This window comes from Pseudoalteromonas carrageenovora IAM 12662, assembly GCF_900239935.1.
Classification (GTDB): Bacteria; Pseudomonadota; Gammaproteobacteria; order Enterobacterales; family Alteromonadaceae; genus Pseudoalteromonas; species Pseudoalteromonas carrageenovora.
In genome coordinates this window covers 887162-906212 of record NZ_LT965928.1, presented here as the reverse complement: position 1 = coordinate 906212, position 19051 = coordinate 887162, and the positions used below count along the sequence as shown (strand labels likewise).

13 protein-coding genes are annotated in these 19051 nt (G+C 39.3%); 5 read left to right on the top strand and 8 right to left on the bottom strand.

The genetic code is table 11. The annotated features are described in order from the left end of the window. Positions 1–170 precede the first annotated feature (170 nt). Both ALFOR1_RS04180 and purU read left to right on the top strand, forming a co-directional pair. A complete protein-coding gene (locus tag ALFOR1_RS04180; RefSeq protein WP_104642160.1) occupies positions 171–2057 on the top strand; it encodes a hypothetical protein in 1887 nt (628 codons plus the stop codon). A gap of 180 nt (positions 2058–2237) precedes the next feature. Continuing rightward, complete coding sequence (gene purU / locus ALFOR1_RS04175; RefSeq protein ID WP_058547227.1) at positions 2238–3068, top strand: formyltetrahydrofolate deformylase; 831 nt, start codon at positions 2238–2240, stop codon at positions 3066–3068. Positions 3069–3146: 78 nt separating this feature from the next. Here purU and ALFOR1_RS04170 read toward each other — a convergent pair whose 3' ends face one another. The 3 genes from ALFOR1_RS04170 to acs all read right to left on the bottom strand — a co-directional run bounded on the left by ALFOR1_RS04170 (position 3147) and on the right by acs (position 7619). Next, positions 3147–4739 (bottom strand): AbgT family transporter, encoded by a 1593-nt coding sequence (locus ALFOR1_RS04170; RefSeq protein ID WP_104642159.1) that lies wholly within the window; start codon positions 4737–4739, stop codon positions 3147–3149. Positions 4740–4926: 187 nt separating this feature from the next. After that, positions 4927–5574 (bottom strand): response regulator transcription factor, encoded by a 648-nt coding sequence (locus tag ALFOR1_RS04165; protein WP_104642158.1) that lies wholly within the window; start codon positions 5572–5574, stop codon positions 4927–4929. 104 nt (positions 5575–5678) lie between these two features. After that, positions 5679–7619 carry an acetate--CoA ligase gene (gene acs, locus ALFOR1_RS04160; RefSeq protein WP_104642157.1) on the bottom strand — a complete coding sequence of 647 codons (1941 nt, stop codon included), beginning with the start codon at positions 7617–7619 and terminating at the stop codon, positions 5679–5681. A 440-nt stretch (positions 7620–8059) separates the two neighbouring features. Between acs and ALFOR1_RS04155 the strand changes: the two genes are divergently transcribed. Continuing rightward, the gene (locus ALFOR1_RS04155; RefSeq protein ID WP_058547223.1) at positions 8060–9229 is read left to right on the top strand and encodes a DcaP family trimeric outer membrane transporter; all 1170 of its coding nucleotides are present in this window, start codon (positions 8060–8062) and stop codon (positions 9227–9229) included. Between the two features lie 424 nt (positions 9230–9653). After that, entirely contained in the window at positions 9654–11777 is a 2124-nt protein-coding gene (locus tag ALFOR1_RS04150; RefSeq protein WP_104642156.1) for a TonB-dependent siderophore receptor, read from the top strand. Between the two features lie 483 nt (positions 11778–12260). Here ALFOR1_RS04150 and recA read toward each other — a convergent pair whose 3' ends face one another. Continuing rightward, positions 12261–13304 (bottom strand): recombinase RecA, encoded by a 1044-nt coding sequence (gene recA, locus ALFOR1_RS04145; protein WP_058547221.1) that lies wholly within the window; start codon positions 13302–13304, stop codon positions 12261–12263. A 65-nt stretch (positions 13305–13369) separates the two neighbouring features. Beyond that, positions 13370–13861: a CinA family protein gene (locus ALFOR1_RS04140; protein WP_104642155.1), complete on the bottom strand. Its 492-nt coding sequence runs from the start codon at positions 13859–13861 to the stop codon at positions 13370–13372. 21 nt (positions 13862–13882) lie between these two features. Here ALFOR1_RS04140 and mutS point away from each other — a divergent pair, with 21 nt between their 5' ends. Further along, positions 13883–16465 carry a DNA mismatch repair protein MutS gene (mutS, locus tag ALFOR1_RS04135; protein ID WP_104642154.1) on the top strand — a complete coding sequence of 861 codons (2583 nt, stop codon included), beginning with the start codon at positions 13883–13885 and terminating at the stop codon, positions 16463–16465. Positions 16466–16604: 139 nt separating this feature from the next. Here the strand turns inward: mutS and rpoS are convergent, their stop codons facing one another. From rpoS to ALFOR1_RS04120, 3 genes are read right to left on the bottom strand one after another with little or no spacing between them, the layout of a single operon-like run. After that, positions 16605–17570, bottom strand: a complete 966-nt coding sequence (gene rpoS, locus ALFOR1_RS04130) for an RNA polymerase sigma factor RpoS (protein WP_058547218.1) — start codon at positions 17568–17570, stop codon at positions 16605–16607. A gap of 35 nt (positions 17571–17605) precedes the next feature. Continuing rightward, positions 17606–18430, bottom strand: coding sequence for a peptidoglycan DD-metalloendopeptidase family protein (locus ALFOR1_RS04125; RefSeq protein ID WP_104642153.1), 825 nt, complete (start codon positions 18428–18430; stop codon positions 17606–17608). 41 nt (positions 18431–18471) lie between these two features. Next, positions 18472–19050: a YqaA family protein gene (locus ALFOR1_RS04120; RefSeq protein ID WP_104642152.1), complete on the bottom strand. Its 579-nt coding sequence runs from the start codon at positions 19048–19050 to the stop codon at positions 18472–18474. Position 19051 lies beyond the last annotated feature (1 nt).

Below are 19051 nucleotides of genomic sequence, written 5' to 3'. Positions count from 1 at the left end.
AGGTTTTTGTAAAAGTAGGTAGAACTTACGTGCCAGCAACGAGTCTATAACGATTAAACTTGGTGCACTCAGCGCTAAAAATAACTACTTGAGATAGATTTATTATCCTAAGTTCAGATTAATTACACTTTGTCCCCCGCAAGTGGGGTGCTGTTTAAATGGAGAATTCAATGGCTTTTGATTATGGATCGATTGATCTTGGACTAAAAAACCCCTTCAAGCTTGAAGGTAAAGTTACAGCACTAAGAGGGCTTATTGAGTCTATTGCTGGTGTGAGCTTACTTGTGATTGCAGCAGGCTCTGTAAAAGAGGATGCAACCGCAGGTTGGATTTTAATGATATTTGGCATGCTTATATTAGCGCTTGGCATTCGCTCATTATCATCGGGTATATACGCAACCCTCAAGTATTTTGTTGGTAGAAATCACCCAACATCTTTGGCTTATAACTTTAGTAAATCGCAAACATCGACCGCCCAAGAAGAAAAAAAGGAAGTGGCCTATACAGCACATTCTCTTGAAGAAATGCTGGTTGGTCGTAAAAATAGTACGTTTAAAGAGCCTAATGGCTTTTTATCACGTTTGTTACACAGCTTAATCCCTAAGCTTTTATTTTTACCTTATCCTATTCGTAATATTGCTCAGCGTTTATTTGGCTCATGGGTAAGCACGCTTGTTGCTCTTATTGCTTATGCACTTGTAGCATTTGTATCTTTATCAGGTTTTACTGGTGAAGCTGGCGAATTAGCCTTTCCTGTATACAGTGCCATATTAATGTTTTATGTGCTTTTTTCTTGGCGCTCTTCAGGCAAACCTATTTCACGTAATGCAGAAAAAAACATCGAAGCTTTAGGTACTGGCGCGCTTGCTAAAATTATTTCTTTGTCGTTTATTTTACCTATTGTTATTGGCCTTTCTATGTCGTGGTTAATGCAAGAGCAGCATATTAGTAAAGCGCAAATAGATAACTGGCTTGAGCAATTACCTAGCCTTCATGCAGGGCTTTATTTAGTAGCAATTATTGTATTAGCCACTCTTAGCTGTGCACTTGTTTTTGTAATGATAAAGGCACGTTTAAATTCGGTAACGCCTACTGCTGAAGTTTCAGAACTACGTGAGAATTGGCAAGAATCAGTTCACCCAGATGAAGTATTTATAAACCTTGATAACTTAGTAATGGCTAATCGCCGATATAAAGAAGTGCCTAACAGAGTTTACCGCGAATTAGACCCTAAATTACAAGAACAAATAGAAGGTAAAGGTGGCTTTAAAGGTGAAATGATCCAAGAGATTCAACCTAAATTACACCCTATGGATTTAGGTAAAAACTTTTCACTTACTCGTTTATTAGCTCTATTAAGTGGTAACTTACTATATATAGTGGCGCTAACGTTTACTGTACTTTTAGCGTACTCGCTTATTAATATTTACCACTATGTTGATGCGGCAAACATAAACACCATTGAACAAGCATTTAATAACCAGCACATTATTCAATTTAGTGAACTACTTATGACAAGTTTTCACTTTTTACTAATAGGTATACTTATAAAAGCATTTGCTCAATTACTTATTAATAGTGCACACCTATTTTTTGCTGAAATGCAATTTGAGTCATTACTTGTGTACTTTAAATGCGAAGGTACATTTACCGAATCTAAAATTTCAACGGGTACAGGTATACACGACAGCACTCGCTCTGAAAATACATTAGTGCGCAGTAGCATAACGCCTTGGATAATTGTTTCTCGTGTTATTTCTACAACATTTGCAGCAACAGGTATGAAAAACTTAGAGCACCCCCGCCATATTATGGAAATGCATAAAGATGAAGGCCAGTTACAAGCTATTAAAAATGATGTAATTGCATTTTTGAAAGACCGCGAGTCTATTGCTTCAATTACGAGTGAACGCGATTTAGGTAACGCATCACAAATACATCAGTTAAACCAGCAAACTCGAGCTATGCCTACTCAGCAAGCTATCACGAAAGACGACGAGGAAGCTGCTGGTTACCTCAGACAAGAAGAAAATCTATCTGGCGAACCGAAAACCTAACTAAACGTTATTAATAATTGCCACCTTGTAAATAAGGTGGCATTTTTTTATGCCCCAATTAACTTTATTACCTCTTTTATACTCAACAACATGATTAATACTGTATTAGTGCACAAAGCCCTTGCTTTATACGCTAAAACCCAAATAATGACGCATTAACCACAGGGTAGAATGAGGAAAATGAGTTACATACTAACCACCCAATGTGCCGATGATGTAGGCTTAATAGCTAAAATTACAGGCCTGTGTCATGAACACAATTTAAATATTACACGTAATAACGAATTTGTAGATAAAGACGCTAAACGCTTTTTTATGCGTACAGAGCTAACTGGTGAGCCACAAAGCGATTTTTTAGATAAGCTACAAGCCTTATTACCAGAAGGCGCACAGCTTGCACTACACAATGGCGCTAAAACAAAAGTCGTTTTATTAGCCACTAAAGAGGCACACTGTTTAGGCACTGTGTTGCTTAAGCAATTTGAGCAAGCATTAAATATTGAAGTATTAGCTGTAATAGCTAACTACCCTGATTTAGAACCATTAGCTAAAGGCTTTGATGTACCTTTTCATGTTGTATCGCATGTTGGTTTAACCCGCGCAGAGCACGATATAAAAGTAGGTGATTTAATTGCCTCTTACAACCCAGATATTATTGGCCTAGCTAAATACATGCGTATTTTAAGCCCTGAGTTTGTTGGCCGTTTTGAAAATAAAATCATTAATATCCACCATTCATTTTTGCCTGCATTTATTGGCGCAAAACCTTATCATCAAGCATTTGAGCGCGGCGTAAAAATTATTGGCGCTACGGCTCATTTTGTAAATAATGAGCTAGATGAAGGGCCTATTATTTTGCAAGACGTAACTAGCGTAACACACGCTAACACTGCCGAAATGATGGCTAAAATGGGTAAAGACGTAGAGAAAACTGTATTTAGTAAAGCCCTGCAGCTTGCCTCTGAGCATAAGCTATTTATTAATGGTAATAAAACCGTGGTGTTTAGCTAGTAATTATTAAAAAGCCAGCTTAGCTGGCTTTTTAGTACTTAATCTGAGTTTTGATTACTTCACGTCTACACTAATTATTTAAGGCGTGTAATATGTGGGTGACTCTGGCCCTACTGGCATTCCCAATAAAAACACCCAAACATAAAACAAAATAACCCAGCCTACAAAAAACACCATACTGTACGGAAGCATAGTTGCGACTAAAGTGCCTATTCCCATATCTTTTTTATATTTAACTGCAACGGCCAATATGAGACCAAAATAACTCATCATTGGCGTTATTAAGTTAGTTACTGAATCACCTATACGATAAGCCGCTTGTATTGTCTCTGGTGCATAGCCAATTAACATTAGCATAGGCACAAATATTGGAGCGGTAATAGCCCACTGTGCTGAGGATGAGCCTAAGCTCAAATTAACCAAGGCACACATTAAAATAAACAATATAAATACTTCGGGGCCTGTTAGGTTGAGCGCTTGTAATAATGCGGCACCATTAATAGCTAAAATAGTACCTAAGTTAGTCCATTTGAAAAAGGCAACAAACTGCGCTGCAAAAAATACCAGTACAATATATAGCCCCATAGAGCTCATACTCTTACTCATGGCATTTATTACATCTTTATCGTTTTTCATGGTGCCAACAACACGGCCATATACAAAACCAGGGATACTGAATGTCACAAAAATAATAACCACAATCCCTTTTAAAAAGGGTGAACCCGCTACCTCTCCGGTATCTTGATTTCGTAAAATGCCATCATCTGGAATAATAGTCCAAGCAAGTAATAACGAAACAACCAATAAAGAAATGCCAGCCCATTTTAAACCTGACTTCTCTTGTTTAGTCAGTTTATCAATGCTGTTTTGCGATAAATCGATGCTCGCGTCATCTGGGTTATACTTGCCTAAGCGAGGCTCTACTATTTTTTCGGTTACAAAAGTTCCTAATATCGCAATTAGAAATACCGATATCATCATGAAGTACCAGTTAGCCTCAGCGCCCACAACATAGGTTGGATCAATCATTTGCGCAGCTGGTGTTGTAATGCCCGCTAATAATGGATCTATGGTGCCTAATAATAGGTTTGCGCTATATCCACCTGAAACACCCGCAAACGCAGCAGCCAAACCGGCTAAAGGATGACGCCCTAAACTATGAAATATCATAGCTGCGAGGGGGATCAGTACAACATACCCTAACTCAGCTGCAGTGTTTGACATAATAGCGGCAAATACCACCATAAATGTCACTAAACGTTTAGATGCGCCCATTACCATGCCTCGCATAGCAGCAGACAGTAAGCCTGAATGCTCAGCAACACTCACCCCGAGTAATGCAACAAGCACAGTACCAAGCGGCGCAAAGCCAGTGAAGTTGGTAACAAGCCCAGTCATGATCCGCTGTAACCCCTCAGCACTCAATAAGCTAACCACTTCAATAACACCATCCGGATCGCGCCCTGACGCACCTTCTGGTCGTGGATCAATTGCGCTAAGTCCATACCAATCAGCAATACCACTAAATACAACAATTGCGACTGCAAATATCGCAAATAAAGTAATCGGATGTGGCAGCATATTGCCTAAAAATTCAACAGTGGCTAAAAATCGATTAAATAACCCTTTGTTGTTTGGATCATTACTTGGTGAGTGTGTGGAGTCTGTCATACCCTGCTCTTGAAGTTACAAAATTGCAGTAACCTAGCATTTTTTGTATATGAGTTCATGTATAAAAGGTGAATAGCTTGTGAGAAGGTTTAAATAAAGAAGGCTAAACAGAGCCATAGTGCCAATTTTTAATTTACTATTTTAAAAATACAATTGGCAAAAAGGCTCTTTTTTATAATACAGTTTGTTATACTTGCTCTATTGGCTCAAGCTGAAGCTTGGCAGCAATTAAAACGGCTTGTGTGCGGTTGTATACGCCAAGTTTTCTGAATATGGCTGTAATGTGTGCTTTTACTGTCGCTTCTGATATGTGTAGTTCGTAGGCTATTTGTTTATTAAGCAAGCCCTCGTGTAAATATTGAAGCACTCGGTATTGCTGTGGTGCAAGTGAAGCAACTTGCGCTGCAATTTCTCTATCTTCACCTTCAATTTCAGCTACTTTATTTTTAAGCTCTTTTGGTAGCCATGTATCGCCTTCAAGTATTTGGTTTATTGCGCTGGCAATATCATCAGACGATGACGATTTAGGAATAAACCCCATAGCATAGCCCATTACTTTTGAGACTATATTAACGTCTTCACTACCTGAAACTACTGCAATGGGTAAGCTCGGATAGTCTTCTCTAATACGAATAAGACCATATAAATCACCATTACCTGGCATGTGAAGATCTAGCAGTAATATATCAAGATCCTCTTGCTCGCTTAACACTTGCAGTGTGCTGTCAAAATCTGACGATTCAAAAACCTCTAAACCTTCAAACTTTGCGCTCAATGCACCCTTTAGTGCTTCGCGAAATAACGGATGATCATCCGCTATTAAAAACTGACTCATGGTTCACTCCTAATAAATTCGGCCGCCAACTAGGTATAAAATCCTAACTGACAGCCGATATACTACGTTTAGAATCAACTTGTAATCAAGTTTTTAACGCGCATTTAACGATTTAATCTGTTCTCGATTAGTTCATCCACTACAGATGGATCGGCAAGCGTTGACGTGTCACCTAACTGTTGATGCTCATTTGCAGCGATTTTACGTAAAATTCGGCGCATAATCTTACCTGAACGTGTTTTAGGTAAACCTGGCGACCACTGAATCATATCTGGCGATGCTATAGGGCTAAGCTCTTTACGAACCCAACTGCGTACCTCTTTAGTTAGCTCATCACTAACGGTTACGCCTTCGTTAGGCGTAATGTATACGTAAATACCTTGGCCTTTTATGTCATGTGGGTAACCAACAACAGCGGCTTCAGCTACGGCTTCATGCGCAACTAATGCACTTTCTATTTCAGCAGTACCTAAACGGTGCCCAGACACATTAAGTACATCATCTACACGACCTGTGATCCAGTAATAGCCATCTTCATCGCGGCGACAACCATCACCTGTAAAATAAACACCTGGGTATGCACTAAAGTAGGTTTGCTCAAAACGTTCATGATCGCCATAAACAGTACGTGCTTGTGAAGGCCAGCTATCTAATATAACTAAGTTCCCATCAACAGCGCCTTCTAGTGTATTACCTTCTGCATCAAATAATGCTGGTGCAATACCAAAAAATGGATGTGTCGCAGAACCCGGTTTAGTGTCGGTCGCACCAGGTAATGGCGTGATCATAATGCCACCGGTTTCTGTTTGCCACCACGTATCTACAATCGGACAATTTGACTTACCAATTTGTTCGTAATACCAGGTCCACGCTTCTGGGTTTATTGGCTCACCAACCGATCCTAAAATACGTAAGCTATCACGATGTGAAGACTCAATCGGCTCATCGCCCTTAGCCATTAAGGCACGAATGGCTGTTGGAGCGGTATATAAAATAGTAACGTTGTGTTTATCAACTACTTCGCCCATACGACCAGCTGTTGGATATGTTGGTACGCCTTCAAATAATACTTGGGTACACCCATTCACTAATGGACCATATGCAATGTAGCTGTGCCCTGTGATCCAGCCAACGTCGGCACTACACCAGTAAACATCATCCTCTTGTAAGTCAAATACATACTCATGGGTCATTGATGAATAAACTAAATAGCCACCAGTGGTATGTACAACGCCTTTAGGCTGACCCGTAGAACCTGATGTATACAATATAAATAAAGGATCTTCAGCGTTCATAGGCTCTGGTTCGCACTGCGCTGGTAAATCAGCGACTAAATCGTGCCACCAAATATCATGGTCATTCCAATCAACTTCACCGCCCGTCAATTGATGCACAATAACGTGCTCAATTGTGGTTACTGAGTCTTGCGATACCGCTTCATCAACATTAGCTTTTAGCGGCACACAATTGCCTGCGCGTCGGCCTTCGTCTGAGGTGATCACTACTTTAGCGCCAGAATCTTTAATGCGGTCCGCTATAGCCGATGGTGAAAAGCCACCAAATACAACAGAATGAATTGCACCAATTCGTGCACACGCTTGCATTGCATAAACAGCCTGAGGAGTCATAGGCATATAAATAGCAACACGATCGCCTTTTTGTACACCTAGCTTTTTAAGGCCATTAGCAAATTTAGCCACTTCATCGTGTAACTGTTGATAAGTAATATTTTCGCTTTCATTCGGGTTATCACCTTCCCAAATAAGCGCAACTTTGTCTGCTTTAGTTTTTAAGTGACGGTCAATACAGTTGTAAGACGCATTTAAATAGCCATCTTCATACCATTTAATGCTGATATGGCCTTTATCAAAAGAAGTGTTTTTAACTTTAGTGTAAGGAGTAGACCAATCAAGGCGTTTGCCATGTTCACCCCAAAAACCTTCAGGATCATCAATAGATTGCTTATAAAGCGTATTATATTTATTTTTATCAACAAGAGTCGCATCTTTAATATGCGCCGGAACTGGATAGATACTTTGTGACATCTTCGTCTCCATTAAAATTGCTTGCCTTAGGCTCCTATCAAGGATTACTCAGCAGTGCTTTATTAAGTATTAGACCTTAGTTGTACTCTGCTTTTATTTGTCTATTTGTAGTTTATAATCCGCCTGCTTTCAATTATTTTACATAGCCAATACAAGATGTTAAATGTAAGTAAATACAAACTAGTCTGCTCTAAAACCTTAGTCTTATAGACCAATAGGTAATTGAGTAAATATTGCGCATATTCAAAAGTGTTTGTGTACTTTAATAAAGATATTTGCGGTATCACCTGCTAAAGCTTTATTTAACGAATGAAAACAATATGTGTATTGAAAAGCCAAATGAAGACCTTTTTTGTTCGTAAGTAATACTCGTAGCAAGTAATACAACCTTATATGAAAAAAAAGCAACAAACAACAAGTAGCCTATAAAGGACACCACAATGAAATTTACCCCATTAAAAACATTGGCAGCAAGCGCTGTACTATGTGCACTATCAAGTACTGCTTATGCGGCAACAGCTGCAAAAATTGGTGATACCGAATTTACCTACGGTGGATACATTAAATTAGACACAATGTGGAGTGATTACTCTGCTGGTGCACCTTCTGGCTCAAGTGTTGGTCGTGATTTTTACGTACCAAGTACACTTACTGTTGGTGATGACAATGACTCTGATGCTGTATTTGATATGCATGCACGTGAATCTCGCTTTAACTTTGGTACTTCAACGTTAATGGATAACGGTAAAACAGTAAAAACCAAAATTGAGTTAGACTTTTTAGCATCAGCGCCTGGTGGCAATGAGCGTGTATCAAACTCATACGCACCGCGTATTCGTCATGCTTTTGTTACTTACGATGGTTGGTTATTTGGTCAAACATGGTCAAACTTTCAAAATGTAGGCGCTTTGGCCGAAACTCTTGATTTTGTAGGCCCTGCTGAGGGCACTGTGTTTGTTCGTCAAACTCAAATTAAATATACAACGGGTGCTTGGTCTTTCTCATTAGAAAACCCAGAAAGCACCATTACTACGCAAGGTGGCACACGCGTAGAAACTGACGACGCATCACTGCCTGACTTCACCGCCCGCTATACCCATAAAGCTGATTGGGGTAACGTTGTAGTCGCTGCACTAGCACGCCAACTTACATATAAAGTAGGCGATGTAGATGCTGACGAAACATCATTTGGTATTAGCGCGTCTGGTCGCGTTAACTTTGGTGAAGACTACCTTAAATTTATGCTTACTCAAGGTAAAGGTTTAGGCCGTTACGTAGGCTTAAATGTGGCACATGGCGCAGTACTTAATGGCGATGAGCTTGATGCAATTGATTCAACGTCTGGTTTTGTTGCTTATCAGCACAAATGGACAAGTCAGTGGCGCTCTACGTTCTTATACTCGTTCTTTAGTGCTGATAACAACACTGATTTATTAGCTATTTCTGGCGATCCGGTGGAATCTAGCCAAAGCTTTAGTGCCAATATTTTATACTCGCCAGTTAAACGTTTAACGTTTGGTGCTGAGTTTAAGCATGCTGAGCGTGAAACAGAAAGCGGTGTAGATGGCGATTTAGAGCGTTTACAATTCTCTGTTAAATACTCTTTTTAATTAGTAAAAATAGTATGATCAATTAAGCGGCCTTGGCCGCTTTTTTATATCGACTATAAGCTACCCCTCACTATAAAATATACTAATAACCTATATGGCTCAGTGAGCTATCAATCAAATTCAACTCAGTAATAAACTCTATATTTCTATTCAGTCAAACCTAAAAAATTAATAACTTTTAAATAGCTATAAAAATATTACCGCAGTAATTTAAACTAAAAATATGAATTCGCGTGTCTTTTTAATAATCATTTAATACCATATTTGATAAGTATAAACCTACTAATGTATGTATATCATCCTCAATTGAGTCGCTAAAATTCAATAAAACAGAATAATTATAGATAAAACACATTAACGCAATTGCAAATCGATATCATTTAGATTAGATTATGCACTTCTTTTGAACTAATTGGAAAAACTCATGTCGTCCCCTCAAATTTTGCGTTTATCTAAACTAAGCTTTGCTACTTCTTTAATTTTATCTGGTTATGCATTTGCTGATGAAGCAAATACAAAAGATGACTCTCTAGAAAAAATAGCCGTGTATGGTCAGCATCATAAAAACTACATAACTGAAGATGCACAATCTGCTACAAAATTAGGCTTATCAATTAAAGAAACGCCGCAAAGTATTTCCGTTGTTTCTCGTGCATTAATGGACGACTTTTCATTAGATGATATCAATTCAGTACTTGAAAGCACTCCAGGCGTAACGGTAGAACAAATAGAAACAGATCGTACTTACTTTAAAGCACGTGGTTTTGAGATCACAAACTTTCAAGTAGATGGCTTGGGAATTCCACAAAGCTCAGGTTCAATTCAAGGCACGTTAGATACTTCTATCTACGACCGCGTAGAAATTGTACGTGGCGCAAACGGCCTGATGACTGGTACTGGTAATCCATCTGCTACTGTAAATATGGTACTTAAAAAACCGACGTATGTTACACAAGCTCACGCATCTGCATCTTATGGTTCGTGGAACAACAAACGCTTAGAGCTTGATGTATCAACGCCTATTAACGATGAGCATGCTGTGCGTGCGGTATTCACTAAGCAAAAAGCTGAATCATACCTAGATCGTTACGAAACAGATAAAACAATTGGTTACTTAGCCTACGAAGGCAAACTAACTGACGACACCCTATTAAGCATTAACTACGTTAATCAACAAAAAGATGCCGACAGCCCGCTTTGGGGTGCATTGCCACTTTACTATACTGATGGTTCAGCCACAGATTATGATTCATCTACCAGTACAGCAGCCGACTGGTCATACTGGGACAACAGTGCAGAGCAAGTATATGTAACGCTTGAGCAAAACTTATCTGCTACCTGGGTAGCAATTGCTCGCTATGCACACATTGAAAACGAGCAAGATTCAGAGCTTTTTTACGTTTATGGCACGCCTGATAAAGAAACAGGACTTGGCTTAACAGGTTACGCTAGTCGTTATGATTACGAAGACAAGCACGACCTATTTGATTTATACGCCAGTGGTAAATTTGATTTATTTGGTCAAGAGCATGATTTATCGTTTGGTGTAAGCCAAGCAAAAATGGATTACAACGAGCAGTCTCTTTACGATTACACCACAGGGAACGGCTTTCCTGAAATGCCATCACTCGATACGTGGGATGGCGTAATACCTGAGGCTACACTTACCGATGGTTTGAATGGTAGTGATATTGAAAATAAACAGCAATCCGCTTATATATCAACACGCATTAAACTTAGCACTCCTTTAAATATACTTGCAGGTGTTCGATACACCGATTGGGAAACAAAAGGGACTGCTTATGGCGTTGAGCAAACACGTAGCGATAATGAGCTTATACCTTACGTAGGCGTAGTGTACGACTTTACCGAAACACTCTCTGCCTATGCAAGCTATACAGAAACGTTTGTTCCTCAAAAAGAGCTTGATATAAACGCAGAGCAATTAGCACCAGTAACAGGAAAAAGCAGCGAAATTGGTGTTAAAGCCCAACTTTTAGATGACCAGATTTTTGTTACATTTGCCTACTTTGATGCAAAACAAGAAAATTTAGCGGTCGCATTACCAGATTCACTTCCAGGTGATACTCGTTACTACGGCGCAGACGGTATTAACAGCGACGGTTTTGAAGTTGAGTTAAGTGGTAAAATTACAGACGATTTAAGTGCGAGTATTAGCTTTAGCAACTTAAATATTGATGGTGATGATTTAGTTAAAGATTACACACCTGAAAACCAATTAAAACTAGCTGCTACTTATCAAGTACCATTTGTTGAAGGTTTAACATTTGGTGCAAACTATCGCTGGCAGGATTCTGTAAGCCGTGTACAAGTAGAAGATGCTTCAGGTGCAGCGCTTGTAACGACTAAACAAGATGCTTACGGCATTCTTGATTTAATGGCTAACTACAAAATTACTGAAAACGTTGGTGTTACTTTTAACGTAAATAATACTACCGATGAAAAGTACTTACATAGCTTATACTGGGCACAAGGTTACTACGGTGCACCGCGTAACTATGCACTATCGGTAAACTGGCAGCTATAAAATTTTTTAAAAGCATTTAACCAGCTTAATTTAAAAACGACACATTGTATGTGTCGTTTTTATTTTTAAGGCGGCAGTTTTACAGCTCATTAAATTCCAATCTATCTTATTAGCTATCGAGTGCTAAAACATCATCACTTCTTGCTATTTGATTACTCTATATTGCGGGCAATTAAATAATCAGCATTAAGCTAGCAACTTAAAATAATTAATATCAATTTACTTATATAAGGTCTTACTAGCGTTAAAAAAATTGCTCTAAATTTAGGCAATATTTTTTATCTGTTTGTTCTAAATAAAAACTTTTAACCACATTATGGTGTAGCTTAATTCGTTTGGCTTCACAAAGACCTATGCAGGTTGGTAATAAGTATTACTGCTATTTTATATTTCAGGCCCCCAAAAACAAAAAACGCTAACCATTGCTGGTTAGCGTTTTTTATAAAGCTCGGGTCAAATCAAGCTTAAAGAACGTTTTAAACCTTAAAGGTCTGCGTCATCGCCTAACTTATCTTCACCATCTTCTGGTTCAATAGTGGCTTTTAGCAATAACATGTCGCGTAGTTTGCCTTCAATCTCATCTGCAATTTCTACGTTTTCTTTCAAGAACTTGATTGAGTTTGATTTACCTTGGCCTACTTTGTTGCCATTGTAACTGTACCAAGCACCTGCTTTTTCTACAATTTTGTGCTTAACACCTAAATCAATTAGCTCGCCTTGCTTAGAAATACCTTCACCATACATGATGATAAATTCGGCTTGCTTAAACGGAGGTGCTACTTTGTTTTTAACAATTTTAACGCGCGTTTCGTTACCAACAACTTCATCGCCTTCTTTTACAGAACCAATTCGACGAATATCAATACGAACTGATGCGTAAAACTTAAGAGCGTTACCACCGGTTGTTGTTTCAGGGTTACCAAACATTACACCAATTTTCATACGAATTTGGTTAATGAAAATACATAACGTGTTAGAACGTTTAATATTACCCGTAAGCTTACGTAATGCTTGCGACATTAAACGTGCTTGTAAGCCCATGTGCGAGTCGCCCATGTCGCCTTCAATTTCAGCTTTTGGCGTAAGTGCAGCAACAGAATCGACAATAACTACGTCAACCGCACTTGAGCGTACTAACATGTCACAAATTTCTAGCGCTTGCTCACCTGTATCTGGTTGAGACACTAAAAGCTCATCAATGTTAACACCTAGTTTTTGTGCGTATACTGGATCTAGAGCGTGCTCAGCATCAACAAAGGCACATGTTTTACCTTCTTTTTGAGCTTGTGCGATAACTTGTAAAGTAAGTGTTGTTTTACCTGAAGATTCAGGACCATATACTTCTACAATACGACCCATAGGTAAACCGCCTATGCCTAAAGCAATGTCGATCCCTAATGAACCTGTAGATACTGCATCAATGTTTAGGGCTTTATTATCGCCCAGTTTCATGATTGATCCTTTACCAAATTGACGCTCTATTTGTGATAGTGCAGCGTCCAACGCTTTTTGTTTGTTATCGTTCATTTTGTTCTCCAAATCCAGCTAATGCGAACAAGTATACTGTATGAAACCACAGTATCAAGCGAAATTTATAAATTTATCTTCTCTATAGTTTTTTTCAATGCAAATTCAATAGCTTGCAATCTAACTTGCGCTCTGTCGCCACTAAATATTTGCTTGAAAGTGAATTGCTTACCAGCAATTTGTATGCAAAACCACACAAAGCCTACTGGCTTATCGGGAGTAGCGCCGCCCGGCCCTGCAATACCTGAAATAGCAATTGCAACATCGGCATTAGCAACGTTTATTGCACCAAATGCCATTTCCTTCACTGTTTGCTCACTCACAGCGCCAAATTGCTCCAACGTACTCGTCGCTACGTTAATCAATTCGTGCTTTGCCTCGTTACTATATGTAACAAAGGCACGCCCTAAATACCGCGAGCTACCAGGGGTATCTGTTAGGGCATAACTCACTCCGCCACCAGTGCATGATTCAGCAGTAGTGATCCATAAGCATTTATCCGTTAAAATAGCGCCTAATTGCGCAGCAAGTGTTTTAATCTCTTGATGTAATTCCATATTCAGCCTTTGGGTAAATACATGTCGTTTGATCTTTATGCACCACACACTATAAAACAACAAACCCCTATGATGCAGCAGTATCTAAAAATAAAATCAGAGCATCGCGATATTTTATTGTTTTATCGTATGGGAGATTTTTACGAACTCTTTTTTGATGACGCTAAACGCGCAGCTCAACTTCTTGATATATCGCAAACGCACCGCGGTAAAGCAGGCGGCGATCCTATTCCTATGGCCGGGGTACCTTATCATGCCGTAGAAAACTACTTAGCTCGCTTAGTACAAATGGGCGAATCAGTTGCTATTTGTGAACAAGTTGGGGATCCCGCAACGAGTAAAGGCCCTGTGGAGCGTAAAGTAGTACGCATTGTAACACCGGGCACTATTTCAGATGAAGCGCTGCTGCAAGAGCGACAAGACAATTTACTGACCAGTGTTTGGCAAAATAAAAAAGGCCAATACGGAATCGCTTACCTTGATATAAATTCTGGTCGTTTTAACATTGTAGAAGTAAATACTGACGAAGCTTTTAGCTCAACGTTACAGCGGTTATCGCCAGCAGAATTACTGTATAGCGAAAGCTTTGTAAATACACATTTAATTGAACATATTAAAGGCGCTCGTCGACGCCCTGAGTGGGAGTTTGATTTAGACACAGCGCAGCACTTATTGTGCGATCAATTTGGTACCAAGGATTTAGTGGGATTTGGTGTAGAAAAAGCCCACTCAGCACTCGTAGCCGCCGGCTGTTTAATGCAATACGTAAAAGATACACAACGTATTGCTTTACCTCATATTCGTGCTATTACGCTTGAGCACAACGAGCATGCGGTTATTTTAGATGCCGCAACCCGTAAAAATTTAGAATTAACGGTTAATCTGTCGGGCGGATTTGAAAACACCCTCGCACAAGTACTTGATAAAACAGCCACAGCAATGGGCTCACGTTTACTAAAACGCCGAATTCATACCCCTGTTCGTAATAAAGATGAGCTTAATTCTCGTTTAAATGCCATTAGTGCAATTTTAGACGTACAACTTTGCGGCGAATTACACGAGTCACTAAAAGATATTGGTGATATAGAACGTGTAATAGCGCGTTTAGCATTATGCACTGCACGCCCAAGAGATTTAACACGTCTGCGCAGTGCACTACAAGCACTTGCACCTCTGCATAATTTATTAAGTGATGCGAGTGACCCGCGCATAACAAGTATTATCAAACACTCGCCTGAACTACCAGAGCTACAAGCATTGCTAGAGCGTGCTGTTATTGATAATCCGCCAGTACTTATTCGTGATGGGGGCGTAATTGCGCCTGGTTATAATAGTGAATTAGATGAGTGGCGTAACCTAAGTAAAGGTGCCACAGATGTACTTGAGCAGCTTGAACAACGCGAGCGTGAACGTACGGGCATTAGTACATTAAAAATTGGCTACAACCGAGTACACGGCTTTTTTATAGAAGTGAGCCGCGCCAATTCTCATTTAGTACCTGCTGATTACATTCGTCGCCAGACGCTTAAAAATAATGAACGCTATATTATTCCAGAGCTTAAAGAGCATGAAGATAAAGTACTAGGCAGCCAATCAAAAGCGCTCGCGCTTGAAAAACAACTATACGAAGAGTTATTTGAATTTATAGCCCCTCACATTGAACAGCTGCAAATAATGGCCGCAGCGCTTGCTGACTTAGATGTATTAAATAACTTAGCAGAGCGTGCCTTTGCGCTTAATTACGCTAAACCAGAATTATGCGACAACGACAACATTAGCATTAAACAAGGCCGTCACCCAGTTGTTGAACAGGTAATGAAAGAACCCTTCATTGCAAATCCTGTAGAGCTAAATAGCCAGCGCAAAATGTTGATTATTACAGGCCCAAATATGGGTGGTAAATCAACCTATATGCGTCAAACAGCGCTTATTGTATTAATGGCGCACATTGGCTGTTATGTCCCTGCCGATAGCGCGAAAATAGGTAATATAGACCGCATATTTACGCGTATTGGTGCAAGTGATGATTTAGCCTCTGGCCGCTCAACCTTCATGGTTGAGATGACCGAAACCGCCACTATTTTAAATAATGCTACAGCGCAGTCTTTGGTGTTAATGGATGAAATAGGGCGAGGTACAAGTACCTACGACGGGCTTTCGCTTGCGTATGCTACAGCCGATCATTTAGCATCAAAAATTTCGGCAAAAACACTGTTTGCAACACACTATTTTGAACTAACAGAACTTGCAGAGCAAACTCAAGGTCTTGTAAACGTTCACCTTGATGCAATAGAGCATAACGACACAATCGCATTTATGCATACAGTTCTCGACGGTGCAGCAAGCAAGAGTTTTGGTTTACAAGTAGCTGCACTTGCCGGTGTGCCTAAAGCGGTAATTGCGCAAGCTAAACAAAAACTTAAGTTACTTGAAAATCACCAAAGTGTTACTGCACCTAATACAGAGCAACAAGCGTTTACATTTAATAACGACGCTGTTATTGAGCCTTCACAAGTCGAAGAACAATTAAGTGCTATTGACCCTGATAACTTATCGCCTCGCCAAGCGCACGAACTGCTTTATAAATTAAAAGCACTGCTTTGAGATTAATTAGTCCAAGCCTTATCCCGTCCTAAAAAGTGTTTATATATTTAGGACGGAACGACAGGCATAAAAAAAGCTGAAGAGTTAACCCTTCAGCTTTTTACACACATAATTTATTGTTTAGTTTGCAAAATTAAAGTTACGAAAACTGATTAAATAAGCTTTCTGTACTTAAACCTTCTTGTTGCAAAATATCTTTTAAACGTCGTAAAGCTTCAACCTGAATCTGTCTTACACGTTCTCGTGTCAGTCCAATTTCACGCCCTACATCTTCAAGCGTTGATGGCTCGTAGCCTAGTAAACCAAATCTGCGTGCTAATACTTCACGTTGTTTAGGGTTTAACTCACCTAACCAATCTACAATATGTTTATTAATATCGTTAGTTTGAACTTCGCCTTCAGGCCCTGCGCTTTTTTCGTCTGCAATAATATCAAGTAAAGCACTGTCGTTTTCACCGCCGATAGGCATATCCACAGAGGCAATTTTTTCATTTAAACGTAGCATTTTAGTTACGTCTTCAACAGGTCTATCAAGGCTTGCAGCAATTTCTTCAGCAGTTGGCTCATGGTCAAGCTTTTGCGTTAACTCACGTGCTGTACGCAAGTAAACATTTAATTCTTTAACTACGTGGATAGGTAAGCGAATAGTTCGGGTTTGGTTCATAATGGCACGTTCAATAGTTTGACGTATCCACCATGTTGCGTAAGTTGAGAATCTAAAGCCACGCTCTGGGTCAAACTTTTCAACGGCGCGGATTAAACCTAAATTACCTTCTTCAATTAAATCTAGTAATGCCAAACCACGGTTATTGTAACGGCGAGCAATTTTAACAACTAAACGTAAGTTGCTTTCAATCATACGTTTGCGTGAGGCTTCACAACCTCGAAGTGATTTACGTGCAAAGAAAACCTCTTCTTCTGCACTAAGTAAAGGAGAGAAACCTATCTCACCTAAATAAAGCTGAGTTGCATCAAGATTTTTTGTAACTTCTTCTTTAGCAAAAATCTCATCTTCTTCTACTTTTTCAAGTAGTGAGTTGTTTTCTTCTACGGCGGTGTCATCGAACTTTTCATCAGTCGTGGTGTTTTTTGCTGCGCTAGCCATAAGCCCTCTCCCGAGCAATTATCAATACCTAAAAATTAGGGAAGGCATTTAGCAGGATTGACAGCTTGCCCTCGGTAGCGAATTTCAAAACGAAGTGCGGTGACCGAAGATTCTGAATTTCCAATTTCTGCTATTTTTTGTCCTGCCTTAACTTTCTGCTTTTCTTTAACAAGTAATTTCGAGTTATGTGCATAAGCACTTAGGTAATCATCATTATGTTTCAATATGATTAAATTACCGTAACCTCGAAGAGCGTTACCCGCGTACACCACCGTTCCTTGTGCCGCGGCTAAGACTGAAGCCCCTTTATGATTAGTAATCTGTAAACCTTTATAACCGTTTTCCTTATTAGAAAAGCGTTTGGTAACTTTGCCCTTTGCTGGCCAAAACCACTTAACTTTACTGCTCGACAAACGTTTAGTTTTACTAATTGTGTTACTGGCTTGTTTCTGAACATACTCTCGTTGTTTTGGAGGATCAAGCTCTTTCTTTAATTTTATGTTATTTTTTTGTACATTTTTTATAGACTTTTTACTCGAATTCGTATATTTTTCATCCCTTTTTATTTTTTCTGTTGGAGCAACCAACGATATACTCTGGCCTGGGAAGATAATATAAGGTGATGGAATTGAATTGTTTTTTGCCAGCTTTCGAAAATCCTGCCCCGCGCTAAATGCAATAGAATAGAGTGTGTCCCCCTTTTGTACTTTGTAACGATCACCATTAATATTAATAGTATGACCTAAATCATTAACATTATTATTTAGGCTACTTACAGGGGCAGGAACATGTCTTGAAGAACAGCCAAAAAGAAAAACACTAATGAATATAGCAACATACAGTAAAAACTGTTTATTCATCGTGTTTTTCTCCTTACTTATAAAATGGGGATTTTTAATACTTATCGTAGTAAAAAGTATGCAACTACTATCAATACAACTAAAGCCCAGCCAAGTACTTCAATATATTGACGTAATTTTTGTTCCATTTTAACTCCGCCCCATTTCATTAAAGCCGAAACTAAAAAAAAGCGAGCCCCACGTCCAATTGCAGATGCGAGTAAAAATGGTAAAAAAGCCATTTGCATTACACCTGCCCCAATCGTAAATACTTTATAAGGAATAGGTGAAAAGCCTGCTAAAAAAACAACCCATACACCGTACTCTTTAAACCACGTAAGTGCGGTATCGAATTTATCTTGCCAATGCATTTGGGCAATAAGTGGTTCTACTACAGGTTCGAATAACCAAAAGCCTAGTAAATACCCTATAACGCCCCCAAAAACCGATGCAACTGTTGCAAAGCTTGCAAAGCGCCATGCTTTACTTGGCTGTGCAAGCGACATAGGTGCAAGCATTACATCGGGTGGGACAGGAAAGAAAACAGACTCTGCAAAACTCATGGCTGCTAAGTAACGCTCTGCATGGCGGTGTTTAGCCCATACTAGGGCCATATCGTATAACTTGGTAAACAACTTCAAA